At 64.8% G+C, this 23068-nt stretch carries 27 protein-coding genes; all 27 read left to right on the forward strand.

Annotated elements, in window-relative coordinates:
• The first annotated feature begins 21 nt into the window (after positions 1–21).
• A complete protein-coding gene (gene rplL / locus ABNQ39_RS01035; RefSeq protein ID WP_014246882.1) occupies positions 22–399 on the forward strand; it encodes a 50S ribosomal protein L7/L12 in 378 nt (125 codons plus the stop codon).
• Positions 400–646: 247 nt separating this feature from the next.
• The gene (gene rpoB, locus ABNQ39_RS01040; RefSeq protein WP_376958354.1) at positions 647–4840 is read left to right on the forward strand and encodes a DNA-directed RNA polymerase subunit beta; all 4194 of its coding nucleotides are present in this window, start codon (positions 647–649) and stop codon (positions 4838–4840) included.
• 103 nt (positions 4841–4943) lie between these two features.
• A complete protein-coding gene (gene rpoC / locus ABNQ39_RS01045; protein WP_376958355.1) occupies positions 4944–9116 on the forward strand; it encodes a DNA-directed RNA polymerase subunit beta' in 4173 nt (1390 codons plus the stop codon).
• A gap of 326 nt (positions 9117–9442) precedes the next feature.
• Entirely contained in the window at positions 9443–9814 is a 372-nt protein-coding gene (gene rpsL / locus ABNQ39_RS01050; RefSeq protein WP_012973201.1) for a 30S ribosomal protein S12, read from the forward strand.
• A gap of 12 nt (positions 9815–9826) precedes the next feature.
• Complete coding sequence (gene rpsG / locus ABNQ39_RS01055) at positions 9827–10297, forward strand: 30S ribosomal protein S7 (protein ID WP_098740496.1); 471 nt, start codon at positions 9827–9829, stop codon at positions 10295–10297.
• A 27-nt stretch (positions 10298–10324) separates the two neighbouring features.
• Positions 10325–12397, forward strand: a complete 2073-nt coding sequence (fusA, locus tag ABNQ39_RS01060) for an elongation factor G (RefSeq protein ID WP_376958356.1) — start codon at positions 10325–10327, stop codon at positions 12395–12397.
• A 38-nt stretch (positions 12398–12435) separates the two neighbouring features.
• Positions 12436–13626 carry an elongation factor Tu gene (gene tuf, locus ABNQ39_RS01065; RefSeq protein ID WP_376958351.1) on the forward strand — a complete coding sequence of 397 codons (1191 nt, stop codon included), beginning with the start codon at positions 12436–12438 and terminating at the stop codon, positions 13624–13626.
• A gap of 542 nt (positions 13627–14168) precedes the next feature.
• Positions 14169–14477 (forward strand): 30S ribosomal protein S10, encoded by a 309-nt coding sequence (gene rpsJ / locus ABNQ39_RS01070; RefSeq protein WP_012973204.1) that lies wholly within the window; start codon positions 14169–14171, stop codon positions 14475–14477.
• A 60-nt stretch (positions 14478–14537) separates the two neighbouring features.
• The gene (rplC, locus tag ABNQ39_RS01075) at positions 14538–15248 is read left to right on the forward strand and encodes a 50S ribosomal protein L3 (RefSeq protein WP_098740494.1); all 711 of its coding nucleotides are present in this window, start codon (positions 14538–14540) and stop codon (positions 15246–15248) included.
• 5 nt (positions 15249–15253) lie between these two features.
• Positions 15254–15874, forward strand: a complete 621-nt coding sequence (gene rplD, locus ABNQ39_RS01080) for a 50S ribosomal protein L4 (RefSeq protein WP_098740493.1) — start codon at positions 15254–15256, stop codon at positions 15872–15874.
• On the forward strand, positions 15871–16188 hold the full coding sequence (locus ABNQ39_RS01085; RefSeq protein WP_012973207.1) for a 50S ribosomal protein L23: 318 nt from the start codon (positions 15871–15873) through the stop codon (positions 16186–16188). Before rplD ends, ABNQ39_RS01085 begins: the two co-directional genes overlap by 4 nt.
• Positions 16189–16204: 16 nt before the next feature.
• A complete protein-coding gene (rplB, locus tag ABNQ39_RS01090; protein WP_098740492.1) occupies positions 16205–17032 on the forward strand; it encodes a 50S ribosomal protein L2 in 828 nt (275 codons plus the stop codon).
• Positions 17033–17044: 12 nt separating this feature from the next.
• Complete coding sequence (gene rpsS / locus ABNQ39_RS01095) at positions 17045–17323, forward strand: 30S ribosomal protein S19 (RefSeq protein WP_012973209.1); 279 nt, start codon at positions 17045–17047, stop codon at positions 17321–17323.
• A 3-nt stretch (positions 17324–17326) separates the two neighbouring features.
• Positions 17327–17722 (forward strand): 50S ribosomal protein L22, encoded by a 396-nt coding sequence (gene rplV, locus ABNQ39_RS01100; RefSeq protein WP_014246892.1) that lies wholly within the window; start codon positions 17327–17329, stop codon positions 17720–17722.
• Positions 17722–18471 (forward strand): 30S ribosomal protein S3, encoded by a 750-nt coding sequence (rpsC, locus tag ABNQ39_RS01105; protein ID WP_098740491.1) that lies wholly within the window; start codon positions 17722–17724, stop codon positions 18469–18471. Before rplV ends, rpsC begins: the two co-directional genes overlap by 1 nt.
• 12 nt (positions 18472–18483) lie before the next feature.
• The gene (gene rplP, locus ABNQ39_RS01110; protein WP_014246894.1) at positions 18484–18915 is read left to right on the forward strand and encodes a 50S ribosomal protein L16; all 432 of its coding nucleotides are present in this window, start codon (positions 18484–18486) and stop codon (positions 18913–18915) included.
• The gene (gene rpmC, locus ABNQ39_RS01115; protein ID WP_098740490.1) at positions 18912–19118 is read left to right on the forward strand and encodes a 50S ribosomal protein L29; all 207 of its coding nucleotides are present in this window, start codon (positions 18912–18914) and stop codon (positions 19116–19118) included. The genes rplP and rpmC overlap by 4 nt, the downstream gene beginning before the upstream one ends.
• 12 nt (positions 19119–19130) lie before the next feature.
• Positions 19131–19385: a 30S ribosomal protein S17 gene (gene rpsQ / locus ABNQ39_RS01120; RefSeq protein ID WP_014246895.1), complete on the forward strand. Its 255-nt coding sequence runs from the start codon at positions 19131–19133 to the stop codon at positions 19383–19385.
• Positions 19386–19404: 19 nt separating this feature from the next.
• Positions 19405–19773 (forward strand): 50S ribosomal protein L14, encoded by a 369-nt coding sequence (gene rplN, locus ABNQ39_RS01125; RefSeq protein WP_012973215.1) that lies wholly within the window; start codon positions 19405–19407, stop codon positions 19771–19773.
• Positions 19773–20090 (forward strand): 50S ribosomal protein L24, encoded by a 318-nt coding sequence (gene rplX / locus ABNQ39_RS01130; RefSeq protein WP_014246896.1) that lies wholly within the window; start codon positions 19773–19775, stop codon positions 20088–20090. The genes rplN and rplX overlap by 1 nt, the downstream gene beginning before the upstream one ends.
• 10 nt (positions 20091–20100) lie before the next feature.
• The gene (gene rplE, locus ABNQ39_RS01135) at positions 20101–20643 is read left to right on the forward strand and encodes a 50S ribosomal protein L5 (RefSeq protein ID WP_012973217.1); all 543 of its coding nucleotides are present in this window, start codon (positions 20101–20103) and stop codon (positions 20641–20643) included.
• Positions 20644–20658: 15 nt separating this feature from the next.
• Positions 20659–20964, forward strand: a complete 306-nt coding sequence (rpsN, locus tag ABNQ39_RS01140; RefSeq protein WP_098740488.1) for a 30S ribosomal protein S14 — start codon at positions 20659–20661, stop codon at positions 20962–20964.
• A 13-nt stretch (positions 20965–20977) separates the two neighbouring features.
• Positions 20978–21376: a 30S ribosomal protein S8 gene (gene rpsH, locus ABNQ39_RS01145; protein WP_085088120.1), complete on the forward strand. Its 399-nt coding sequence runs from the start codon at positions 20978–20980 to the stop codon at positions 21374–21376.
• A gap of 13 nt (positions 21377–21389) precedes the next feature.
• A complete protein-coding gene (gene rplF / locus ABNQ39_RS01150) occupies positions 21390–21923 on the forward strand; it encodes a 50S ribosomal protein L6 (protein WP_109154399.1) in 534 nt (177 codons plus the stop codon).
• 5 nt (positions 21924–21928) lie between these two features.
• Entirely contained in the window at positions 21929–22291 is a 363-nt protein-coding gene (gene rplR / locus ABNQ39_RS01155) for a 50S ribosomal protein L18 (RefSeq protein ID WP_098740487.1), read from the forward strand.
• Between the two features lie 12 nt (positions 22292–22303).
• Positions 22304–22873, forward strand: a complete 570-nt coding sequence (gene rpsE, locus ABNQ39_RS01160; protein ID WP_014246902.1) for a 30S ribosomal protein S5 — start codon at positions 22304–22306, stop codon at positions 22871–22873.
• A 2-nt stretch (positions 22874–22875) separates the two neighbouring features.
• Positions 22876–23067 (forward strand): 50S ribosomal protein L30, encoded by a 192-nt coding sequence (rpmD, locus tag ABNQ39_RS01165; protein ID WP_042694084.1) that lies wholly within the window; start codon positions 22876–22878, stop codon positions 23065–23067.
• Position 23068: the final 1 nt, after the last annotated feature.

A 23068-nucleotide genomic window follows, 5' to 3' on the forward strand; every position in this document is an offset into this window, starting at 1 on the left:
CAAGTCGTTTGGAGTAGTAACATGGCTGATCTGCAGAAGCTCGTCGACGATCTGTCGGCCCTGACCGTCCTGGAAGCCGCCGAGCTGTCGAAGCTCCTCGAAGAGAAGTGGGGCGTCTCCGCCGCCGCTCCGGTGGCCGTTGCCGCCGCCGGCCCGGCCGCTGCCGCTGCCGCTCCGGCCGAAGAGCAGACCGAGTTCACGGTGATCCTCGCCGATGCCGGCGACAAGAAGATCAACGTGATTAAGGAAGTCCGTGCGATCACCGGCCTGGGCCTGAAGGAAGCCAAGGACCTGGTCGAGGGCGCTCCGAAGCCGGTCAAGGAAGGCGCCACGAAGGACGAGGCCGCCAAGATCAAGAAGCAGCTTGAAGAAGCCGGCGCCAAGGTCGATATTAAGTAAGACCTTGTTGCGTACGGATCACACAGTACCAAGCCGGACGGCGGTCGGTTCCCTAGGGGACCGGCCGCCGCACGGCATTTTCTGCCTTCCGCCGGACCGGGCTTGCCCGGCCCGGCTCTTTCCGTCCCCATCATGGGGATGGCCCGCGCGGGCGCCCTCGGGACCGGTCGACACCAGTCGGCTCGATCCTACGGTCGGTTGAACGGTCGGTATAACGCGCATCACGTACAGACGTTTGGGGACATCCATGGCCAAATCCTTTACGGGTCGTAAACGTGTTCGGAAGAGCTTCGGGCGCATCCCGGAAGTCACCCAGATGCCCAACCTCATCGAGGTGCAGCGCAGCTCCTACGATCACTTCCTGCAAATGGACGTCGCCCCGGAAAAGCGGGCGAACCTGGGCCTGCAGGAAGTCTTCAAGTCGGTCTTCCCGATCAAGGACTTCTCCGACCGCGCGGTGCTGGATTTCGTCAAGTACGAGCTTGAGCAGCCGAAATACGACGTCGAGGAATGCCAGCAGCGCGGCATGACCTTCGCCGCCCCGCTGAAGGTGACCCTGCGTCTGTCCGTGTTCGACGTCGAGGAGGACACCGGCCTCCGTTCGATCCGCGACATCAAGGAGCAGGACGTCTACATGGGCGACATGCCCCTGATGACGGCCAACGGCACCTTCGTCATCAACGGCACCGAGCGCGTCATCGTCTCGCAGATGCACCGCAGCCCGGGCGTCTTCTTCGACCATGACAAGGGCAAGACCCACGCGTCGGGCAAGTATCTGTTCGCCGCCCGCGTCATCCCCTACCGCGGGTCCTGGCTCGACTTCGAGTTCGACGCCAAGGATCTCGTCTACGTCCGCATCGACCGCCGCCGCAAGCTGCCGGCCACCACGCTGCTGTTCGCTCTGGACGGCGCGGAGACCGAGGCGCTGCGCGCCGAGCGCAAGGCCAACCGCAAGGACCTGCTGCCCTACGAGGCGCAGGGCATGGCCAAGGAAGAGATCCTCAACTACTTCTACGACACCATCACCTACACCCGGTCGGCCGGCGGTTGGAAGACCCCGTTCAACGTTGATCGGATGAAGGGCGTCAAGCTGATCTCCGACCTCGTGGATGCCGCCACCGGCGCCATCGTCGCCGAGGCCGGGACCAAGATGACCCCGCGCGTCATCAAGAAGCTGGTCGAGGCCGGCCTGACCGAGCAGCAGGTTTCCACCGAGGAGCTGACCGGCCGCTACCTCGCCGTCGACATCATCAACGAGCGCACGGGCGAAGTCCTGTTCGAAGCCGGTGACGAGCTGTCGGCGAGCGACCTCGACAAGCTGGAGAAGACCGGCGTCGACGAGCTGCCGGTGCTGGCCATCGACCATCTGAACGTCGGCGCCTACATCCGCAACACGATGAACGCGGACCGCAACGCCAGCCGCGAAGACGCGCTGATCGACATCTACCGCGTCATGCGTCCGGGCGAGCCGCCGACCCTGGAGTCGGCCGAGGCGCTGTTCTCCGGCCTGTTCTTCGACAGCGAGCGCTACGACCTGTCGGCCGTCGGCCGCGTCAAGATGAACGCCCGTCTGAACTTCCAGACCGACGACCAGATGCGTGTGCTCCGCAAGGAGGACATCCTGGAGATTCTGAAGGTTCTGGTGAACCTGAAGGACGGCCGCGGCGAGATCGACGACATCGACCATCTCGGCAACCGCCGCGTCCGCTCGGTCGGCGAGCTGATGGAGAACCAGTACCGCGTCGGCCTGCTGCGCATGGAGCGTGCGATCCGCGAGCGCATGAGCTCGGTCGAGATCGACACGGTGATGCCGCACGACCTGATCAACGCCAAGCCGGCCGCCGCCGCCGTGCGCGAGTTCTTCGGCTCGTCGCAGCTGTCGCAGTTCATGGACCAGACCAACCCGCTGTCCGAGATCACGCACAAGCGTCGTCTTTCGGCCCTCGGCCCGGGTGGTCTGACCCGCGAGCGCGCTGGCTTCGAGGTGCGCGACGTGCACCCGACGCACTATGGCCGCATCTGCCCGATTGAGACGCCGGAAGGCCCGAACATCGGTCTGATCAACTCGCTGGCGACCTACGCCCGCGTGAACCAGTACGGCTTCATCGAGAGCCCCTACCGCAAGGTCATCGACGGCAAGGTCACCAACGAGGTGGTCTATCTGTCGGCGATGGAGGAGGGCCGCTACGTCGTCGCCCAGGCCAACGCCGAACTGAACACGGACAACAGCTTCGCTGCCGATCTGGTGTCGTGCCGCCAGGGCGGCGAATACCTGATGTTCCGGCCGGAAGCCATCGACCTGATTGACGTGTCGCCGAAGCAGCTGGTGTCTGTCGCCGCGGCGCTGATCCCGTTCCTGGAGAACGACGACGCCAACCGCGCGCTGATGGGCTCGAACATGCAGCGTCAGGCGGTGCCGCTGGTCAAGGCCGACGCTCCACTGGTCGGCACCGGCATGGAGGCGACCGTCGCCCGCGACAGCGGCGTGACCATCGTCGCCAAGCGCTCGGGCATCGTCGACCAGGTCGACGCCACCCGCATCGTCGTCCGTGCGACCGACAGCTCGGACAGCACGGCGCCGGGCGTCGACATCTACAATCTGCTGAAGTTCCAGCGTTCCAACCAGAACACCTGCATCACCCAGCGTCCGCTGGTGAAGGTCGGTGACCGGGTGAACGCCGGCGACATCGTGGCCGACGGTCCGTCGACCGATCTGGGCGAGCTGGCGCTCGGCCGGAACGTGCTCGTCGCGTTCATGCCGTGGAACGGCTACAACTTCGAGGACTCGATCCTCATCAACGAGCGCATCGTCAAGGACGACGTCTTCACCTCGATCCACATCGAGGAATTCGAGGTCATGGCCCGCGACACCAAGCTGGGCCAGGAGGAAATCACCCGCGACATTCCGAACGTGGGTGAAGAAGCTCTGAAGAACCTCGACGAGGCCGGCATCGTCTATATCGGCGCCGAGGTCCGTCCGGGCGACATCCTGGTTGGCAAGGTCACGCCGAAGGGCGAAAGCCCGATGACGCCGGAAGAGAAGCTGCTGCGCGCCATCTTCGGCGAGAAGGCCTCCGACGTCCGCGACACCTCGCTGCGCCTGCCGCCGGGTGTGGTCGGCACCATCGTCGAGGTCCGCGTGTTCAGCCGCCGCGGCGTCGACAAGGACGAGCGCGCGCTCGCCATCGAACGCGCCGAGATCGAGAAGCTGGCCAAGGACCGCGACGACGAGCGCGGCATCCTGGAGCGCAGCTTCTACACCCGCCTGAAGGAAGTGCTGATCGGCCAGACCGCTCAGTCCGGCCCGAAGGGCATGAAGGGCGGCACGGTGCTGACCGACGAGGTGCTGGCCGGCCTGTCGAAGGGCCTGTGGCGCCAGATCGCCATCGCCGACGAGCAGGTGATGGAGACCGTCGAGAACCTGGCGAAGGTGTTCGACGACTCGATCAAGGCCCTGCAGGACCGCTTCGAGAACAAGGTCGACAAGCTGCAGCGCGGTGACGAGCTGCCGCCGGGCGTCATGAAGATGGTCAAGGTCTTCGTCGCGGTGAAGCGCAAGCTGCAGCCGGGCGACAAGATGGCCGGCCGTCACGGCAACAAGGGTGTCGTCTCGCGCATCATCCCGCAGGAGGACATGCCCTACCTGGAGGACGGGACCCCCGTCGATCTGGTGCTGAACCCGCTGGGCGTGCCGTCGCGCATGAACGTCGGTCAGATCCTGGAAACCCACCTCGGCTGGGCGGCCTCGGGTCTCGGCAAGCAGATCGGCCGTGCGGTCGACCAGTACCGTCTGGCGATCCGCCAGAAGGCCGAAGGCGCTCCCCAGCTGGAGGCCCTGCGCGGCACGCTGAAGTCGGCGTACGGCGAGGTGACCTACAACGAGGACATCGCCGATATGACCGACGGCGAGCTGCTGGAGCTGGGCGGGAACCTGCGCAAGGGCGTGCCCTTCGCGACGCCGGTCTTCGACGGCGCCCGCGAGGAGGACATCTGCGTCCATCTGGAACGGGCCGGCTTCGACCGGTCGGGCCAGTCGACGCTGGTGGACGGCCGCACCGGCGAGACCTTCGATCGCAAGGTGACCGTCGGCTACATCTACATGCTGAAGCTGCACCACCTCGTGGACGACAAGATCCACGCCCGGTCGATCGGTCCCTACTCGCTGGTCACGCAGCAGCCGCTGGGCGGCAAGGCCCAGTTCGGCGGTCAGCGCTTCGGTGAGATGGAGGTCTGGGCGCTCGAAGCCTACGGTGCCGCCTACACGCTGCAGGAAATGCTGACGGTGAAGTCGGACGACGTGTCCGGCCGTACCAAGGTCTACGAGGCCATCGTCCGCGGCGACGACAACTTCGAGGCCGGCATTCCGGAGTCGTTCAACGTGCTGGTCAAGGAGCTGCGCTCGCTCGGCCTGAACGTCGAGCTGAACCAGCGGGACTACTGAGCCGGTCTGACGTGACCCAAGCCCCGGATCGGTGCGTGCGCACCGCTCCGGGGCATTGCACTGCTTTTAACCGACAACGCGGCGATGCCAGCGGGAGACGGTCATGAATGAGTTGATGAACATTTTCGGCCAGGTTCAGGGGCCGCAGAGCTTCGATCAGATCCGCATCCAGATCGCGAGCCCCGAGCGGATCCGGTCCTGGTCCTACGGCGAGATCAAGAAGCCGGAAACCATCAACTACCGCACCTTCAAGCCGGAGCGCGATGGCCTGTTCTGCGCCCGCATCTTCGGCCCGATCAAGGACTACGAGTGCTTGTGCGGCAAGTACAAGCGCATGAAGTATCGCGGCATCATCTGCGAGAAGTGCGGCGTCGAGGTCACGCTGTCGAAGGTCCGGCGCGAGCGCATGGGCCACATCGAGCTGGCGTCCCCGGTCGCCCACATCTGGTTCCTGAAGTCGCTGCCGAGCCGCATCGGCCTGCTGCTCGATATGACGCTCAAGGATCTGGAGCGCATCCTCTATTTCGAAAACTACGTCGTCATCGAGCCCGGCCTCACCCCGCTCAAGCTGCATTCGCTGCTGAGCGAGGAAGAGTTCATGAACGCTCAGGACGAGTACGGCGAGGACGCCTTCACCGCGTCGATCGGTGCCGAAGCGCTGCGCATCATGCTGTCCGCGCTCGACCTCGACGAGGAGAAGAAGCGCTGCCGTGAGGATCTCCGCGACACCAACTCCGAAGCCAAGCGCAAGAAGCTGGTCAAGCGCCTGAAGCTGATCGACGCCTTCCTGGCCTCGCAGTCGCGCCCCGAGTGGATGATCCTGGAAGTGATTCCGGTGATCCCGCCCGAACTGCGTCCGCTGGTGCCGCTCGACGGCGGCCGTTTCGCCACGTCCGACCTGAACGACCTGTACCGCCGCGTCATCAACCGCAACAACCGTCTGAAGCGGCTGATCGAGCTGAAGGCGCCGGACATCATCGTCCGTAACGAGAAGCGCATGCTTCAGGAGGCCGTCGACGCTCTGTTCGACAATGGCCGCCGTGGCCGCGTCATCACCGGCGCCAACAAGCGTCCGCTGAAGTCGCTGTCGGACATGCTGAAGGGCAAGCAGGGCCGCTTCCGTCAGAACCTGCTCGGCAAGCGCGTCGACTATTCCGGCCGTTCGGTCATCGTCGTCGGTCCGGAACTGAAGCTGCACCAGTGCGGCCTGCCGAAGAAGATGGCGCTGGAGCTGTTCAAGCCCTTCATCTACGCCAAGCTGGAGCTGTACGGCCTCGCCTCCACCATCAAGGCCGCGAAGCGGATGGTCGAGAAGGAGCGTCCCGAGGTGTGGGACATCCTGGAAGAGGTCATCCGCGAGCATCCGGTGATGCTGAACCGTGCGCCGACGCTGCACCGTCTCGGCATCCAGGCGTTCGAGCCGACGCTGATCGAGGGCAAGGCGATCCAACTGCACCCGCTGGTCTGCACCGCCTTCAACGCCGACTTCGACGGCGACCAGATGGCCGTGCACGTCCCGCTGAGCCTTGAGGCCCAGCTGGAAGCGCGCGTCCTGATGATGTCGACCAACAACATCCTGTCGCCCGCCAACGGCAAGCCGATCATCGTGCCGTCTCAGGACATCGTGCTCGGCATCTACTACATCTCCATGGATCGCCCGGCTGAAAAGGGCGAGAACATGGTGTTCGCCAACGTCTCGGAAATCGAGCAGGCGCTGAACGCCAAGGTTCTGTCGATCCATGCGAAGATCAAGGCGCGCTATGTCGGTGTGGACGACGAGGGCAACGAGCTGATCAGCATCGTCGAGACGACGCCGGGCCGCATGCTCCTGTCGGAGCTGCTGCCGCGTCACCCGAAGGTGCCTTTCTCGCTGATCAACCGCGTCCTGACCAAGAAGGACGTCGGCAACGTCATCGACGCCGTCTACCGCCATTGCGGTCAGAAGGAGACGGTGATCTTCGCCGATCGCCTGATGAAGCTCGGCTTCGGCCACGCCTGCCGCGCCGGCATTTCCTTCGGTAAGGACGACATGGTCATCCCCGCCGCCAAGGAGAAGCTGGTCAACGAGTCGAAGGAGCGGGTGAAGGAGTTCGAGCAGCAGTATCTCGACGGCCTGATCACGCAGGGCGAGAAGTACAACAAGGTCGTCGACGTCTGGTCGGAGTGCACCGAGAAGGTCGCCTCCGAGATGATGAAGGCGATCTCGACCACCGAAGCCGGTAAGCCGGTCAACTCGGTGTACATGATGGCCCACTCCGGTGCGCGTGGTTCCGCCGCGCAGATCCGTCAGCTGGCCGGCATGCGCGGCCTGATGGCCAAGCCGTCGGGCGAGATCATCGAGACGCCGATCATCTCGAACTTCAAGGAAGGCCTGACCGTGCTGGAGTACTTCAACTCCACCCACGGCGCCCGCAAGGGTCTGGCCGACACCGCCTTGAAGACGGCGAACTCCGGTTACCTCACCCGCCGTCTGGTCGACGTGGCGCAGGACGCCATCATCGTCGAGCATGATTGCGGCACCGAGCGCGGCATCACCGTCAAGGCGGTGATCGACGGCGGTGAAGTAATCAGCCCGTTGGGCGACCGCATCCTCGGCCGAACTGTGGTCGGGGCGGTGATCGACCCGCTGAACGGCGAGCTGCTCGTCGAGGACGGTGGCCTGATCGACGAGCCGACGGTCGACCGCATCGAGCGGTCGGGCATCGACTCGGTCAAGATCCGCTCGGTCCTGACCTGCGAAACCCGTGACGGCGTCTGCGCCAAGTGCTACGGCCGTGATCTGGCCCGCGGCACGCTGGTGAACACCGGCGAAGCGGTCGGCGTCATCGCCGCCCAGTCGATCGGCGAGCCGGGCACCCAGCTGACGATGCGCACCTTCCACATCGGTGGTGCGGCGCAGCGCGGTGCCGAGCAGAGCCAGATCGAGGCGGCGTTCGAAGCGACGGTGCGGATCAACAACCGCAACGTCGTCATGAACTCCTCGGGCATCCCGGTCGTCATGGGCCGCAGCACCGAAGTGATCCTGCTCGACGAGCAGGGCCGCGAGCGGGCGCGTCACCGCGTGCCGTACGGTGCCAAGCTGCTGGCCGACGAGGGCGTGAAGGTCGAGCGCGGCGCCAAGCTGGCCGAGTGGGACCCCTACACCCTGCCGATCATCACCGAGCGCGCCGGTACCGCCCGCTACATCGACCTCGTGGAGGGTATCTCCATGCGCGAGGTGATGGACGAGGCCACCGGCATCAGCTCCAAGGTGGTGGTCGACTGGCGCCAGCAGCCGCGCGGTGCCGATCTGAAGCCGCGCATCGCGCTGGTGGACGAGCGGGGCGAGCTGATCACCCTGCCGAACGGCCTGGAAGCCCGCTACTTCATGTCGGTGGACGCCATCCTGTCGGTGGAGAACGGTGCTGAGGTCCGGGCCGGCGACGTGCTGGCGCGTATCCCGCGCGAGTCGTCCAAGACCCGCGACATCACCGGCGGTCTGCCGCGCGTGGCCGAGCTGTTCGAGGCGCGTCGTCCGAAGGACTTCGCCATCATCTCGGAGATGAGCGGTCGCGTCGAATTCGGTAAGGACTACAAGACCAAGCGCCGCATCGTCGTCCGCAACGACGAGAGCGGTGACGAGAAGGAGTATCTGATCCCGAAGGGCAAGCACATCTCCGTGCAGGAGGGTGACTATGTCGAACGCGGCGATCTGCTGATGGACGGCAACCCGGTGCCGCACGACATCCTGGCGGTGATGGGTGTGGAGGCCTTGGCCGACTACCTGATCAACGAAATCCAGGACGTCTATCGACTGCAGGGCGTGAAGATCAACGACAAGCACATCGAGGTGATCGTTCGCCAGATGCTGCAGAAGGTCGAGATCACCGACGCCGGCGAGACCACCTTCCTGGTGGGCGAGCAGGTCGACCGTCAGGAGTTCGACGAAGAGAACGAGAAGACCGTTGCGGAAGGCCTTCAGCCGGCGCACGGCCACCCGGTTCTCCAGGGCATCACCAAAGCCAGCCTGCAGACGCGCTCCTTCATCTCGGCCGCGTCGTTCCAGGAAACCACCCGCGTCCTCACGGAAGCGGCCGTCGGCGGCAAGGTCGACAACCTGGAAGGCCTGAAGGAGAACGTCATTGTCGGCCGTCTGATCCCGGCCGGCACGGGCTCCGTGGTGAACCGCCTGAAGCTGATCGCCGCCGAGCGTGACCGCGAAGCGGCCCTGGAAGCCGGCGCACCGGAGGAAACTCCGGCCCTGCCGACCCCGGGCGAGGAAAGCTCCGCGGCCTGATCCGTCGGGATGATCGAGTAGAGAAGGGGGGCGCGTTCCGCAGGGGACGCGCCCTTTTTCTTGGGGCCTTACCGATTGGGAGTTGGGGCGCCTGCAAGCCGCAAATACCGTCCTTGACTCTCTCCCGGCCTTTCCCTAAAGTCCGCGAACTTCAAAGGACGCCGGGGCTCTCCGTGCGTCCGCTTGAATCCACCGATCCCGCCGATCGGAGTCCTCCGGTCGGCTTTCGCTCATTCAGCCCGCTCGGAACGGCAACGTTTCGCAGGCGGGCTTTTGCTTCGTCCGGCTCGTCCGGCCGAGTGATCTTGAAGGGATGAAGGGCAGATATGCCGACGATCAACCAGTTGATCCGTAAGCCGCGCGAGCCGTTGGCCGCGCGCAACAAGGTTCCCGCGATGGAGGCCTGCCCGCAGAAGCGTGGCGTCTGCACTCGCGTTTACACCACCACCCCGAAGAAGCCGAACTCGGCGCTCCGTAAGGTCGCCCGCGTTCGTCTGACGAACGGCTTCGAGGTGACGAGCTACATCCCTGGTGAGGGCCACAACCTCCAGGAACACTCGGTGGTCATGATCCGCGGCGGTCGTGTGAAGGATCTTCCCGGCGTTCGCTACCACATCATTCGCGGCACGCTGGATACCCAGGGCGTCAAGGATCGTAAGCAGCGTCGTTCGAAGTACGGCGCGAAGCGTCCGAAGTAAGGAGAACTCACGATGTCCCGTCGTCATCGCGCCGAGAAGCGTGAAGTCCTGCCGGACGCCAAGTATGGCGACCGCGTCCTGACGAAGTTCATGAACTGCCTGATGTTTGACGGCAAGAAGTCGTCGGCTGAAAGCATCGTCTACGGTGCGCTGGGTCGTATCGAGGTCAAGACCAAGAACGACCCCGTTCAGGTCTTCCACGATGCCCTCGCCAACGTGAAGCCGCACCTCGAAGTGCGTTCGCGTCGCGTCGGTGGTGCGACCTATCAGGTTCCGGTCGAGGTCCGTTCGGACCGCGCCCAGGCCCTGGCCATCCGTTGGCTGATCAGCGCCGCCCGCGCCCGCTCGGAAAACACCATGACCGAGCGTCTGTCGGGTGAGTTGCTCGACGCCGCCAGCCAGCGCGGCACTGCCGTGAAGAAGCGCGAAGATACGCACCGTATGGCGGAAGCCAACAAGGCGTTCTCGCACTACCGCTGGTAAGGTTAACGCCTGTCCTGGTGATTTTGCATGCCCCGCTCGCACGCCCTCGACCGTTATCGCAACATCGGCATCATGGCTCACATCGATGCCGGCAAGACGACGACGACCGAGCGCATCCTGTTCTATACCGGCAAGTCCTATCGCATGGGCGAGGTCAATGACGGCACCGCCGTCATGGACTGGATGGAGCAGGAGCAGGAGCGGGGCATCACCATCACCTCGGCGGCAACGACCTGTTTCTGGCGCGACCACCGCATCAACATCATCGATACGCCCGGCCACGTGGATTTCACCATTGAGGTCGAGCGGTCGCTGCGCGTTCTGGATGGCGCCGTTGCCATCTTCGACGCGGTTGCGGGCGTCGAGCCCCAGACCGAGACCGTGTGGCGGCAGGCCGACAAGTACGGCGTGCCGCGCATGGCCTTCGTCAACAAGATGGACCGCATCGGCGCGGACTTCGACGGCTGCGTCGCCATGATGGCGGACCGCCTGGGCGTCAAGCCGCTGATCGTTCAGCTTCCCATCGGCAGCGAGGCCGGCTTCTCCGGCATCGTCGATCTGGTTGCGATGCGCGCCACGATCTGGAAGGCCGAAACGCTCGGCGCAGAATTCCAGCACACCGAAATTCCCGAGGATCTGGCCGGACCGGCTGCAAGCGCCCATCAGGCGCTGCTGGACGCCGTGCTCGACCTCGACGAGGCGGCGATGGCCGCCTATCTCGAGCGCGGCGAGGAGCCGACTCCCGACGCGCTGCGCGCATTGATCCGCAAGGGCACGATTGCCGGCGTCATGGTTCCCGTGCTGTGCGGGTCCGCCTTCCGCAACAAGGGCATCCAGCCGATGCTGGACGCCGTGGTCGACTATCTGCCGGCACCGAACGACATCGGTGCGGTGACGGGCCATGCGGTGGGTGGCGACCGGGCCGAGGAACGCGCCGCCAATGACAGTGCGCCCTTCTCGGGTCTCGCCTTCAAGGTGATGAACGATCCCTATGTCGGGACGCTCACCTTCTGCCGCATCTATTCCGGCACCGTCAGCGTCGGCGATTCGCTGCTGAACCCGGTCAAGGGTGAGCGCGAGAAGATCGGCCGCATGCTGTTGATGCACGCCAACAGCCGTGAAGAGATCGAGCGCGCCCACACCGGCGACATCGTGGCCTTCGCCGGCCTGGAACACACGGCAACCGGCGACACGCTATGCGACACCGCCAAGCCGATCGTGCTGGAACGTCTCGACGTTCCGGAACCGGTGATCGAGATCGTCGTCGAGCCGCGCACCGACGCCGACCACGACAGGATGGCGGCGGCATTGAACCGCCTCGGCCACGAGGATCCCTCTTTGCAGGTCACCGTCGACCGCGAAAGCGGCCAGACCGTGATCCGCGGTATGGGCGAACTGCATCTCGACATCATCGTCGACCGCATGAGGCGCGAGTTCCGCGTCGATGCGGCTGTCGGCGCGCCGAAGGTCGCCTATCGGGAGACCGTGCTGCGCTCGGCCGAGGTCGACCATGTCCACGCCCGGCAGACCGGCGACCGCGCCCAGTTCGCGCGCGTGACGCTGAAACTGGAGGCGCTGGACCGCGGTGCTGGCTTCGTCTTCGAGAACCGGGCGGCTGGCCTGTCGCGCGAGTTCGTCGCGGGCGTGCAGAAGGGCCTGGAGGCTGCAAAGGACAGCGGTGTCGTCGCCGGCTACCCGGTGGTGGACGTCAAGGCGACTCTGACCGGTGGCGAGGCGCACGATGTCGACTCGTCGCCGCTTGCCTTTGAACTTGCGGCGCGGGCCGCCTTCCGCGAGGCTATGACAAAAGCCGCTCCGGCGCTGTTGGAACCGCTGATGCGGGTCGAAATCATCACGCCGGACGACTATATGGGCGACGTCATCGGCGACCTGAACGGTCGCCGGGGACAAATCACCGGCATGGACCAGCGTGGCAACGCGCGAATCGTCACGGGACTGGTTCCCTTGGCCGCCATGTTCGGTTATGTGAACTCCCTGCGCTCCATGAGTCAGGGCCGTGCGCAGTACAGCATGCAGTTCGACCATTATGAGCCGGTGCCACAGGCCATCGCGGACGGCGTCCGCGCCAAGGTGGCCTGAAGACCGCTGGAACGATTGAGAAACGGAGAGACCACCCCATGGCGAAGGCAAAGTTCGAGCGGAACAAGCCGCACTGCAACGTTGGCACGATCGGCCACGTCGACCACGGCAAGACGTCGCTGACGGCGGCGATCACGAAGGTGCTGGCGGAGTCCGGCGGCGCGACCTTCACCGCTTACGACCAGATCGACAAGGCGCCGGAAGAGAAGGCGCGCGGCATCACGATCTCGACGGCGCACGTCGAGTACGAGACGCAGAACCGCCACTACGCGCACGTCGACTGCCCGGGCCACGCCGACTACGTGAAGAACATGATCACGGGCGCCGCCCAGATGGACGGGGCGATCCTGGTCGTGTCGGCCGCCGACGGCCCGATGCCGCAGACCCGCGAGCACATCCTGCTGGCGCGCCAGGTTGGCGTTCCGGCGCTGGTGGTGTTCATGAACAAGGTCGACATGGTCGACGATCCGGAGCTGCTGGAGCTGGTCGAGCTGGAAGTTCGCGAGCTTCTGTCGTCCTACCAGTTCCCTGGCGACGACATTCCGATCACCAAGGGTTCGGCGCTGTGCGCTCTGGAAGACCGTCAGCCGGAGATCGGCCGTGACGCCGTCCTGGCGCTGATGAAGACGGTGGACGAGTACATCCCGCAGCCGGAGCGTCCGGTCGATCGTCCGTTCCTGATGCCGATCGAAGACGTGTTCTCGATCTCGGGCCGTGGCACGGTTGTGACCGGCCGCGTCGAGCGTGGCATCGTGAAGGTCGGCGAGGAAGTCGAGATCGTCGGCCTGAAGGCGACGGTGAAGACGACGGTGACCGGCGTCGAAATGTTCCGCAAGCTGCTCGACTCCGGGCAAGCCGGCGACAACATCGGCGCGCTGCTGCGCGGCACGAAGCGCGAGGACGTCGAGCGCGGCCAGGTTCTGGCCAAGCCGGGTTCGATCACCCCGCACACCAAGTTCAAGGCCGAAGCCTACATCCTGACGAAGGAAGAGGGCGGCCGCCACACCCCGTTCTTCACGAACTACCGTCCGCAGTTCTACTTCCGGACGACGGACGTGACGGGCATGGTTGCGCTGCCGGAAGGCGTCGAGATGGTGATGCCGGGCGACAACGTCGCCATGGAAGTGACGCTGATCGCCCCGATCGCCATGGACGAAGGCCTGCGCTTCGCCATCCGCGAAGGCGGCCGCACTGTCGGTGCCGGCGTCGTTGCCAAGATCGTCGAGTGATGACCCTTCCGGCAGCCGCCGCAAGGCGGTCGCCGGAGAGGGCGGGGTAGGGCGGCCGGAGCGATCCGGCTGCCGGATGTGAGAGACGGGCCGTCTTGCCTGCGCGAGCGGGAAGTGCGGCCCGCCCGGTTCTAGCCATCGGGCGTTGGTGTTCGGACCCGTCGGCCTGTCAACCCAGCTTCCTCCGATCCGGAGGGAGATTCAGGATTGACACGCAGGCGCTGAACGCCTAGAGAATACGCCCTCTGGATTTTGGGTTGGTGGTAGGCAGCTTCGGCCTAGACGCAGCCCGAGACGAACGGCACGGCGCGCCTCCATGGGAGGCGCGCCGTCTGCTGATCGGAACATCCCCTCCGCGCTTCCCGCGCAGGGGATGTTCTTTTTCGTATCGGCCCGTCGCATCGGTCACAGCGTCGCCCGTCGGCCCCCGTTTCGGTGGTTCGGCGCGCGGCCTTGCGCTGTCGGCGATGCCCCGAAGCAAGCTCGTGGAGTTCCGGTGACGCGTCCGCGTCATCGCTAGAAGGTGCAAGGGACGTTTGGACATGGACAGCCAGAACATCCGCATCCGTCTGAAGGCGTTCGATCATCGCGTGCTCGACCAGTCGACCAGCGAGATCGTCAACACCGCCAAGCGGACCGGCGCGCGCGTGCGGGGCCCGATCCCCCTGCCGACGCACATCGAAAAGTTCACCGTGAACCGTTCGCCGCACATCGACAAGAAGTCGCGCGAGCAGTTCGAGATCCGCACCCACAAGCGCCTGCTCGACATCGTCGATCCGACGCCGCAGACCGTGGATGCGCTCATGAAGCTCGACCTCGCCGCCGGTGTCGACGTCGAGATCAAGCTCTGATTTTGGTTGGTAAGGGACCTCTCCGGTAATCGGATGTCCCTGGTCAGGAGATAAAGAACAATGCGATCCGGTTTGATCGCGCAGAAGGTCGGCATGACCCGCGTCTTCACGGACGACGGCCAGCATGTTCCGGTCACTGTGCTGAAAGTCGACAGCTGCCAGGTCGTCGCCGTTCGCACCGAGGAAAAGGATGGCTACACCGCCGTCCAGCTCGGCGCGGGCGCCATCAAGGTCAAGAACGTCAACAAGCCTGAGCGCGGGCATTTCGCCAAGGCGCGTGTGGAGCCCAAGCGCAAGCTTGTCGAGTTCCGCGTCGATGCCGATGCCCTGATCGAGGTCGGTGCCGAGCTGTCGGTGTCGCACTTCGTCGCCGGCCAGTTCGTCGACGTCACCGGCACCTCCATCGGCAAGGGCTTTGCCGGTGCGATGAAGCGCTGGAACTTCGGTGGTCTGCGCGCCACGCACGGCGTGTCGGTGTCGCACCGCTCGCACGGTTCGACGGGTAACCGCCAGGATCCCGGCAAGGTCTTCAAGAACAAGAAGATGGCCGGTCATCTCGGTGACGAGCGGGTCACGGTCCTGAACCTTCAGGTCGTGTCCGTCGACGAAGCCCGTGGTCTGATCCTGCTCAAGGGTGCCGTCCCCGGCGCCGAGGGCGGTTGGCTGCGCATCCGTGACGCCGTCAAGAAGAAGGCTCCGGAAGGCCTGCCCTTCCCGGCCGGCATCAAGACTGCTCCGGCGGCGGAAGCCCCGGCCGAGACGCAGGAGTGAGCGCCATGAAGGCCACGATCAAGAATCTGAACAACGAAGCCGTCGGCGAGATCGAGCTGTCGGACGCCGTGTTCGGTCTGCCGACCCGCAACGACCTGCTGGCCCGCATGGTGAACTGGCAGCTGGCCAAGCGCCGCTCCGGCAACCACAAGACCAAGGGCATCAGCGAGATCAGCGGCACGACCAAGAAGCCCTATGGGCAGAAGGGCACCGGCCGCGCTCGTCAGGGCTCCATCCGTTCGCCGCAGTTCCGCGGCGGTGCGACCATCTTCGGGCCGGTGGTGCGTTCGCATGCCCACGACCTGACCAAGAAGGTCCGCAAGCTGGCGCTCAAGACCGCCCTGTCGGCCAAGGCCGCCGAGGGCAAGCTGATCGTCCTGGAGGCCGCGGCCGCCGAGACGCACAAGACCAAGGAACTGGCGGCCCGTCTCGCCACCCTCGGCCTGACTTCGGCGCTGATCATCGATGGCTCGAACCTGGACGACAACTTCGCCAAGGCTTCGCGCAACATCCCGCTGATCGACGTGCTGCCGGAGCAGGGTGCGAACGTCTACGACATTCTCCGCCGCGACACGCTGGTCCTGACCCGCAACGCGGTCGAGCAACTGGAGGCTCGCCTGAAATGAGCAAGCAGTCGAAACCTGCGGTGAGCCAGGAGCGGATGTACGACCTGATCCTCGCTCCCGTCATCACCGAGAAGTCGACGTTGGTGTCGGAGCATAACCAGGTCACGTTCCGCGTGCCGCTCACGGCCTCCAAGCCGGAGATCAAGGCCGCCGTTGAAGGTCTCTTCAACGTCAAGGTGACCGCGGTCAACACCCTGGTTTCCAAGGGCAAGACCAAGCGGTTCCGCGGCACCATCGGCCGTCGCTCGGACTTTAAGAAGGCCGTCGTCACCCTCGCCGAGGGTAACAAGATCGACGTGACCACGGGCATCTGAGCGGGAGTGTGATCCGATGGCTCTGAAGCAATACCGCCCGATTACTCCCTCGCTCCGCCAGCTGGTCATTGTTGACCGCTCGGAGCTGTGGAAGGGCAAGCCGGTCAAGACCCTCACCGAGGGCCTGACCAAGTCTGGTGGCCGCAACAACACCGGCCGCATCACTGCGCGCCGCATGGGTGGCGGTCACAAGCGTACCTACCGTCTGGTGGACTTCAAGCGTCGCAAGTTCGACGTTCCGGCCACCGTCGAGCGGCTGGAATACGATCCGAACCGCACGGCCTTCATTGCGCTGATCAAGTACCAGGATGGGACCCTGTCCTACATCCTGGCACCGCAGCGCCTGAAGGTCGGCGACACCGTGATCTCCGGCGAGCGCACCGACGTGAAGCCCGGCAACGCGATGCCGCTGAAGAACATCCCGGTCGGTTCGATCGTGCACAACGTCGAGCTGAAGGCCGGCAAGGGTGGTCAGGTGGCTCGTTCCGCCGGCACCTACCTGCAGCTGGTCGGCCGCGACGGTGGCTACGCCCAGCTGAAGCTGCCGTCCGGCGAGCTTCGCATGGTTCGTGGCGAGTGCATGGCCACCCTGGGTGCCGTATCCAACCCGGACCAGATGAACACCAACCTTGGCAAGGCCGGTCGCAACCGCTGGCTGGGCAAGCGTCCGTCGGTCCGTGGCGTCGCCATGAACCCGATCGACCACCCGCACGGTGGTGGTGAGGGTCGCACCTCGGGCGGCCGTCATCCGGTCACGCCGTGGGGCAAGCCGACCAAGGGCAAGAAGACTCGTCACAACAAGAAGACGGATGGCCTGATCCTGCGCCGCCGTCATTCGAAGTAAGGAGGTCGAACGATGGCACGCTCCGTTTGGAAGGGCCCGTTCGTCGACGGCTATCTGCTGAAGAAGGCGGACAAGAGCCGGGCTTCGGGCCGCAACGAGATCATCAAGATCTGGTCGCGTCGTTCGACCATCCTGCCGCAGTTCGTCGGTCTGACGTTCGGCGTCTACAACGGCCACAAGTTCCTGCCGGTTCTGGTTACCGAGCACATGATCGGTCACAAGTTCGGCGAGTTCGCTCCGACGCGGACCTTCTATGGCCACGCGGCGGACAAGAAGGCGAAGAGGAAGTAAGCCATGGGCAAGTCTGCCAATCCCAGCCGGATCGCGGAGAACGAGGCTCTGGCCCGCAATCCGATGATCCGCACCAGCCCGCGGAAGCTCAACCTCGTCGCCCAGCTCATCCGGAACATGGATGCCAGCCGTGCCGTGGCCGAGCTGACCTTCTCCAAGCGCCGCATCGCCGGCGAAGTGAAGAAGGTCCTGCAGGCCGCGATCGCGAACGCCGAGAACAACCACCAGCTCGACGTCGACCGTCTGTACGTGTCGTCGGCGACGGTCGGTCGCGCTCTGGTGATGAAGCGCTTCCACGCCCGTGCCCGCGGTCGCGGCGCCCGGGTCGAGAAGCTGTTCAGCAACCTGACGATCATCGTCCGCGAGCGTGACGCCGCCGTTGCCGAGGGGGCCGAGTAATGGGTCAGAAAATCAATCCGATCGGGCTGCGCCTCGGCATCAACCGGACCTGGGACAGCCGTTGGTTCGCCAAGCGCGACTACGCCAATCTGCTGCACCAGGACCTGAAGCTGCGTGGCTATCTGCAGGGTCGCCTGCAGCAGGCCGGTTGCTCGCGCGTCGTCATCGAACGTCCGGCCAAGAAGGCCCGCATCACCATTCACTCGGCTCGTCCGGGCGTGGTGATCGGCAAGAAGGGCGCGGACATCGAGAAGCTGCGTCTTGAGCTGTCGAAGATGACCGGCAGCGAGGTGAGCCTGAACATCGTCGAGATCCGCAAGCCGGAAATCGACGCTCGCCTCATCGCCGAGAACATCGCCAGCCAGCTCGAGCGTCGTGTGGCATTTCGTCGCGCCATGAAGCGCGCCGTGCAGTCCGCCATGCGTCTGGGCGCCCAGGGCATCCGGATCAACTGCTCGGGCCGTCTCGGCGGTGCGGAAATCGCCCGTATGGAGTGGTACCGCGAAGGCCGCGTTCCGCTGCACACCCTGCGCGCCGACATCGATTACGGTGTGGGCACCGCCAAGACCACCTACGGCACCTGCGGTGTCAAGGTGTGGGTGTTCAAGGGCGAGGTCATGGCTCACGACCCGATGGCGCAGGACAAGCGCATGGGTACCGAGCCGGTGTCGACCGACGGCGAGCCGCGCCGTGATCGGCATGATCGCCGCGACCGTCGCGAGCGCTCCGAGCGCTCCGAACGCGAGTAAAGGGGCCGAGCGATGCTTTCTCCCAAGCGCACGAAATTCCGTAAGGCCCACAAGGGCCGCATCCACGGCAACGCCAAGGGCGGCACCGCCCTGAACTTCGGCTCCTTCGGCCTCAAGGCCCTGGAGCCGGAGCGCATCACCGCCCGTCAGATCGAAGCGGCCCGCCGCGCGATCACCCGTGCGATGAAGCGTCAGGGCCGCGTCTGGATCCGCATTTTCCCGGACCTCCCCGTCTCCACCAAGCCCGCCGAAGTCCGCATGGGTTCCGGTAAGGGTTCGCCGGAGTACTGGGCGGCTCGCGTGAAGCCGGGCCGCATCCTGTTTGAGCTGGACGGCGTGCCGGCAGATGTGGCAAAAACCGCCTTCGCTCTGGCGGCCGCGAAGCTGCCGATCAAGGTGAAGCTGGTGACCCGCCTGGGCGGTGTCGAGGAGACCGCGGCATGAAGGCCGTAGACATTCGTACGAAGAGCGCGGATGAGCTGAACGATCAGCTCATCCAGCTCAAGAAGGAACAGTTCAACCTGCGTTTCCAGAGGGCCTCCGGCCAGCTGGAGAACACCGCGCGGGTGAACACGGTGCGCCGCGACATCGCCCGCATCAAGACCATCCTCGGCGAGCGTGCCCGCTCCGCCGACGCCGGCAAGTAAGGGGGATCATCCATGCCTCGCCGCGTTCTGCAGGGCACGGTGGTCAGCGACAAGTGCGACAAGACCGTTACGGTTCTTGTCGAGCGCCGTGTCATGCACCCCGTGTACAAGAAGTTCATTCGTCAGTCGAAGAAGTACGCCGCCCACGACGAGGGCAACCTGTTCAAGGTCGGCGATACCGTTTCGATCATCGAATGCCGCCCGATCTCGAAGTCCAAGCGTTGGACGGTCGTGACGGAGTCCGCCGCCGACAGCGGCGCCGCGTGATAACGAAAGGTCGTAAACAATGATCCAGATGCAAACCAACCTGGAAGTCGCCGATAACAGCGGGGCGCGCCGGGTGCAGTGCATCAAGGTGCTTGGCGGGTCCAAGCGGAAGGTCGCGACCGTGGGCGACGTCATCGTCGTCTCGGTCAAGGAGGCCATTCCGAAGGGCCGCGTCAAGAAGGGTGACGTGCATCGCGCCGTCATCGTCCGCACCGCGAAGGAACTGCGTCGGGAGGACGGGTCGGCGATCCGTTTCGACCGGAATGCCGCCGTGCTGATCAACAAGCAGGGCGAGCCGATCGGCACCCGTATTTTCGGGCCGGTCACTCGCGAGCTGCGCGGCAAGAAGTTCATGAAGATCATCTCGCTGGCGCCGGAGGTGCTGTAATGGCCGCCAAGATCAAGACCAAGGACAAGGTCGTTGTCCTGACCGGCCGCGACAAAGGCAAGACCGGCGAGGTGTTGAAGGTTTTCCCCAAGGAGAACCGTGCCGTTGTGCAGGGCGTGAACGTGGTGAAGAAGCACCAGCGTGCCAGCGCCCGCTCGCAGGGTGGCATCATCGAGATGGAGGCACCGATCAACGTCTCCAATCTCGCTCACGTCGATCCCAAGGATGGCAAGCCGACCCGCGTCGGTTTCAAGATCCTTGAGGATGGCCGCAAGGTGCGTGTCGCCAAGCGGTCCGGCGAAGTCATTGACCTGTGAGGACCCGGGCATGACCGCACGTTTGAAAGAAGTTTACGATTCCAAGATCCGCGCCGCTCTGAAGTCGGAATTCGGCTACAAGAACGACCTGGAAGTTCCGCGGATCGAGAAGATCGTGGTCAACATGGGTGTCGGCGAGGCTGTCGCCGACTCCAAGAAGATCCAGCTCGCCGTGGCCGAGATGGCCGCCATCACCGGTCAGAAGCCGGTGGTGACCAAGTCGCGCAAGTCCATCGCCCAGTTCAAGCTGCGCGAAGGCATGGCGATCGGCTGCAAGGTCACGCTCCGTCGCGACCGCATGTACGAGTTCCTGGATCGCCTGGTGACGATTGCGTTGCCGCGCGTCCGTGACTTCCGCGGTATCCCGGGTGACAGCTTTGACGGCCGTGGCAACTACGCCATGGGTGTCAAGGAGCAGATCATTTTCCCGGAGATCGATTACGACAAGATCGATCAGATCCGCGGCATGGACATCATCATCGTCACTTCGGCGAAGACCGATCAGGAAGCCAAGGCTCTCCTGAAGGGCTTCGACATGCCGTTCGTGAGCTGAGGCTGGAGCACGACCATGGCTAAGACCAGTGCCATCGAAAAGAACAAGCGTCGCGCCAAGCTGGCCAAGCAGTACGCGAACAAGCGTGCGCGCCTGAAGGCAATCGCGAACGACAAGGCCCTCCCGCCGGAAGAGCAATTCGCTGCCCGCCTCAAGCTGGCCGAACTGCCGCGCAACTCCTCGAAGGTGCGCATCCGGAACCGCTGCGAAATGACCGGGCGTCCGCGCGCGTTCTATCGCAAGTTCAAGCTGTCCCGCGTCACGCTCCGCGAACTGGCCTCTACCGGCCAGATTCCGGGCATGACGAAGTCGAGCTGGTAAGGAGGGTCCGAGAATGTCTTTGAGCGATCCGCTCGGCGATATGCTGACCCGCATCCGCAACGGTCAGCACGCCCGCATGTCCGTTGTGGTTTCCCCGGCGTCTAAGCTGCGCGTCAACGTCCTGGAAGTTCTGAAGCGTGAAGGCTTCATCCGCGGCTGGTCCGAGGAAGAACTGCGTCCGGGCGTCAAGAACCTGAAGATCGAGCTGAAGTACCACGAAGGCGAGCCTGTCATTAAGCAGATCGCCCGTGTGTCGAAGCCCGGCCGTCGCGTCTACTCGAAGATCGCCGACCTGCCCCGTGTCTACAACGGGCTCGGTCTGTCGATCCTGTCGACCCCGCGCGGCGTGATGTCGGACAATGAGGCCCGCTCCGCCAACGTTGGCGGTGAAGTCCTCTGCCGCGTGTTCTAAGGGGGATTGGCAGATGTCGCGCATTGGCAAGCATCCCGTGCCGGTCCCGGCTGGCGTCGACGTAAAGGTCGACGGTCAGCAGGTCACGGCCAAGGGCAAGCTGGGGCAACTCAGCATGACCCTGATCGACGACATCACCGCCTCGCTGGAAGACGGCAAGGTGGTGGTGAAGCCGGCAAACGACAGCAAGCGCGCCCGCGTCATGTGGGCAACCTCGCGCACCCTGATCAACAACATGGTCACCGGTGTCAGCCAGGGCTACACGATCAACCTGGAAATCAACGGCGTCGGTTACCGCGCGGCCGTGCAGGGCAAGGAGCTGGTTCTCCAGCTCGGCTTCTCGCACGACGTGAAGTACCCGATCCCGGAAGGCATCACGATCAAGTGCGACAAGCCGACGGCCATCTCGGTCAGCGGCTACGACAAGCACAAGGTCGGCCAGGTGGCCGCCGAGATCCGCGGTTGGAAGAAGCCGGAGCCCTACAAGGGCAAGGGCATCAAGTACGAGACCGAAACCGTCCTGCGCAAGGAAGGTAAGAAGAAGTAACCGCCATGCTGAAGCCAAAGCAACTCCACGAGCGCCGCAAGCAGCGCGTGCGCGCGCAGATTGCCAAGAAGGCCGGCGGGCGCGTTCGCCTCTCGGTCTTCCGGTCCAATCTGCACATCTACGCCCAGATCATCGACGACGTGAATGGCCAGACGCTCGCGTCGGCCTCGTCGCTCGAGAAGGAGCTGCGCGAGCAGCTCAAGCACGGCGGCAACGTCGATGCTGCCAAGCGCATCGGCGAGCTGATCGCCGAGCGCGCCAAGGCCGCTGGGATTACCGAGGTCGTGTTCGACCGCGGTGGTTACATTTACCATGGCCGGGTCAAGGCCCTGGCCGACGCCGCCCGTGAGGGCGGGCTGTCGTTCTAAGGAGGCCCGGATATGGCACGTGAACGTGGGGAGCGGGACAACCGCGACCGGCAGCCGCGCGAGCGGGAAGAAAGCGAGCTGATCGAAAAGCTCGTCGGCATCAACCGCGTTGCCAAGGTGGTCAAGGGTGGTCGTCGCTTCGGCTTCGCCGCTCTGGTCGTCGTTGGCGATGGCAAGGGTCGTGTCGGCGTCGGCTCGGGCAAGGCCCGCGAGGTCCCGGAAGCCATTCGCAAGGCGACCGATCAGGCCAAGCGCGGCATGATCCGCGTCCCGCTGCGCGAAGGCCGTACGCTGCATCATGACACCAACGGCCACTTCGGTGCCGGCAAGGTCGTGCTGCGGGCCGCTCCGGCCGGTACCGGCATCATCGCCGGTGGTCCGATGCGCGCGATCTTCGAGGCTCTCGGCGTCGCTGACGTCGTGACCAAGTCGATCGGCACGTCGAACCCGCACAACATGATCAAGGCGACCTTCGACGCCCTGACCCAGGTCACCAGCCCGCGGTCCGTCGCGGCGCGCCGTGGTCGTCGCGTGAGCGACATCCTCGGTCGTCGCGAGGCCGGCGCCGGTCAGGAGGCCTGATCATGAGCGAGAAGAAGACCGTCGTCGTGACCCAGATCGGCAGCCCGATCGGCCGCAAGCACGACCAGCGTGAAACGCTGGTCGGTCTGGGTCTCAACAAGCTGCACCGGACCCGCGAGCTGGAGGACACTCCGGCCGTGCGGGGCATGATCGCCAAGGTCGCGCACCTGGTCCGCGTCGAGAACGAGGGCTGAG

The organism is Azospirillum sp. A26 (assembly GCF_042604635.1).
Lineage (GTDB): Bacteria > Pseudomonadota > Alphaproteobacteria > Azospirillales > Azospirillaceae > Azospirillum > Azospirillum palustre.

What these genes read in the sequence shown, in the direction of transcription:
- tuf (WP_376958351.1), top strand. Translation starts at nt 12,436, where the DNA reads ATGGCGAAGGCAAAGTTCGAGCGGAACAAGCCGCACTGCAACGTTGGC.
- rplL (WP_014246882.1), top strand. Translation starts at nt 22, where the DNA reads ATGGCTGATCTGCAGAAGCTCGTCGACGATCTGTCGGCCCTGACCGTC.
- rpmC (WP_098740490.1), top strand. Translation starts at nt 18,912, where the DNA reads ATGAAGGCCGTAGACATTCGTACGAAGAGCGCGGATGAGCTGAACGAT.
- rplB (WP_098740492.1), top strand. Translation starts at nt 16,205, where the DNA reads ATGGCTCTGAAGCAATACCGCCCGATTACTCCCTCGCTCCGCCAGCTG.
- rpmD (WP_042694084.1), top strand. Translation starts at nt 22,876, where the DNA reads ATGAGCGAGAAGAAGACCGTCGTCGTGACCCAGATCGGCAGCCCGATC.
- rpsN (WP_098740488.1), top strand. Translation starts at nt 20,659, where the DNA reads ATGGCTAAGACCAGTGCCATCGAAAAGAACAAGCGTCGCGCCAAGCTG.
- rpsH (WP_085088120.1), top strand. Translation starts at nt 20,978, where the DNA reads ATGTCTTTGAGCGATCCGCTCGGCGATATGCTGACCCGCATCCGCAAC.
- fusA (WP_376958356.1), top strand. Translation starts at nt 10,325, where the DNA reads ATGCCCCGCTCGCACGCCCTCGACCGTTATCGCAACATCGGCATCATG.
- rplP (WP_014246894.1), top strand. Translation starts at nt 18,484, where the DNA reads ATGCTTTCTCCCAAGCGCACGAAATTCCGTAAGGCCCACAAGGGCCGC.
- rplF (WP_109154399.1), top strand. Translation starts at nt 21,390, where the DNA reads ATGTCGCGCATTGGCAAGCATCCCGTGCCGGTCCCGGCTGGCGTCGAC.
- rplC (WP_098740494.1), top strand. Translation starts at nt 14,538, where the DNA reads ATGCGATCCGGTTTGATCGCGCAGAAGGTCGGCATGACCCGCGTCTTC.
- rpsC (WP_098740491.1), top strand. Translation starts at nt 17,722, where the DNA reads ATGGGTCAGAAAATCAATCCGATCGGGCTGCGCCTCGGCATCAACCGG.
- ABNQ39_RS01085 (WP_012973207.1), top strand. Translation starts at nt 15,871, where the DNA reads ATGAGCAAGCAGTCGAAACCTGCGGTGAGCCAGGAGCGGATGTACGAC.
- rpsL (WP_012973201.1), top strand. Translation starts at nt 9,443, where the DNA reads ATGCCGACGATCAACCAGTTGATCCGTAAGCCGCGCGAGCCGTTGGCC.
- rplR (WP_098740487.1), top strand. Translation starts at nt 21,929, where the DNA reads ATGCTGAAGCCAAAGCAACTCCACGAGCGCCGCAAGCAGCGCGTGCGC.
- rpoB (WP_376958354.1), top strand. Translation starts at nt 647, where the DNA reads ATGGCCAAATCCTTTACGGGTCGTAAACGTGTTCGGAAGAGCTTCGGG.
- rpsE (WP_014246902.1), top strand. Translation starts at nt 22,304, where the DNA reads ATGGCACGTGAACGTGGGGAGCGGGACAACCGCGACCGGCAGCCGCGC.
- rpsS (WP_012973209.1), top strand. Translation starts at nt 17,045, where the DNA reads ATGGCACGCTCCGTTTGGAAGGGCCCGTTCGTCGACGGCTATCTGCTG.
- rplV (WP_014246892.1), top strand. Translation starts at nt 17,327, where the DNA reads ATGGGCAAGTCTGCCAATCCCAGCCGGATCGCGGAGAACGAGGCTCTG.
- rpoC (WP_376958355.1), top strand. Translation starts at nt 4,944, where the DNA reads ATGAATGAGTTGATGAACATTTTCGGCCAGGTTCAGGGGCCGCAGAGC.
- rplD (WP_098740493.1), top strand. Translation starts at nt 15,254, where the DNA reads ATGAAGGCCACGATCAAGAATCTGAACAACGAAGCCGTCGGCGAGATC.
- rplN (WP_012973215.1), top strand. Translation starts at nt 19,405, where the DNA reads ATGATCCAGATGCAAACCAACCTGGAAGTCGCCGATAACAGCGGGGCG.
- rplE (WP_012973217.1), top strand. Translation starts at nt 20,101, where the DNA reads ATGACCGCACGTTTGAAAGAAGTTTACGATTCCAAGATCCGCGCCGCT.
- rplX (WP_014246896.1), top strand. Translation starts at nt 19,773, where the DNA reads ATGGCCGCCAAGATCAAGACCAAGGACAAGGTCGTTGTCCTGACCGGC.
- rpsQ (WP_014246895.1), top strand. Translation starts at nt 19,131, where the DNA reads ATGCCTCGCCGCGTTCTGCAGGGCACGGTGGTCAGCGACAAGTGCGAC.
- rpsG (WP_098740496.1), top strand. Translation starts at nt 9,827, where the DNA reads ATGTCCCGTCGTCATCGCGCCGAGAAGCGTGAAGTCCTGCCGGACGCC.
- rpsJ (WP_012973204.1), top strand. Translation starts at nt 14,169, where the DNA reads ATGGACAGCCAGAACATCCGCATCCGTCTGAAGGCGTTCGATCATCGC.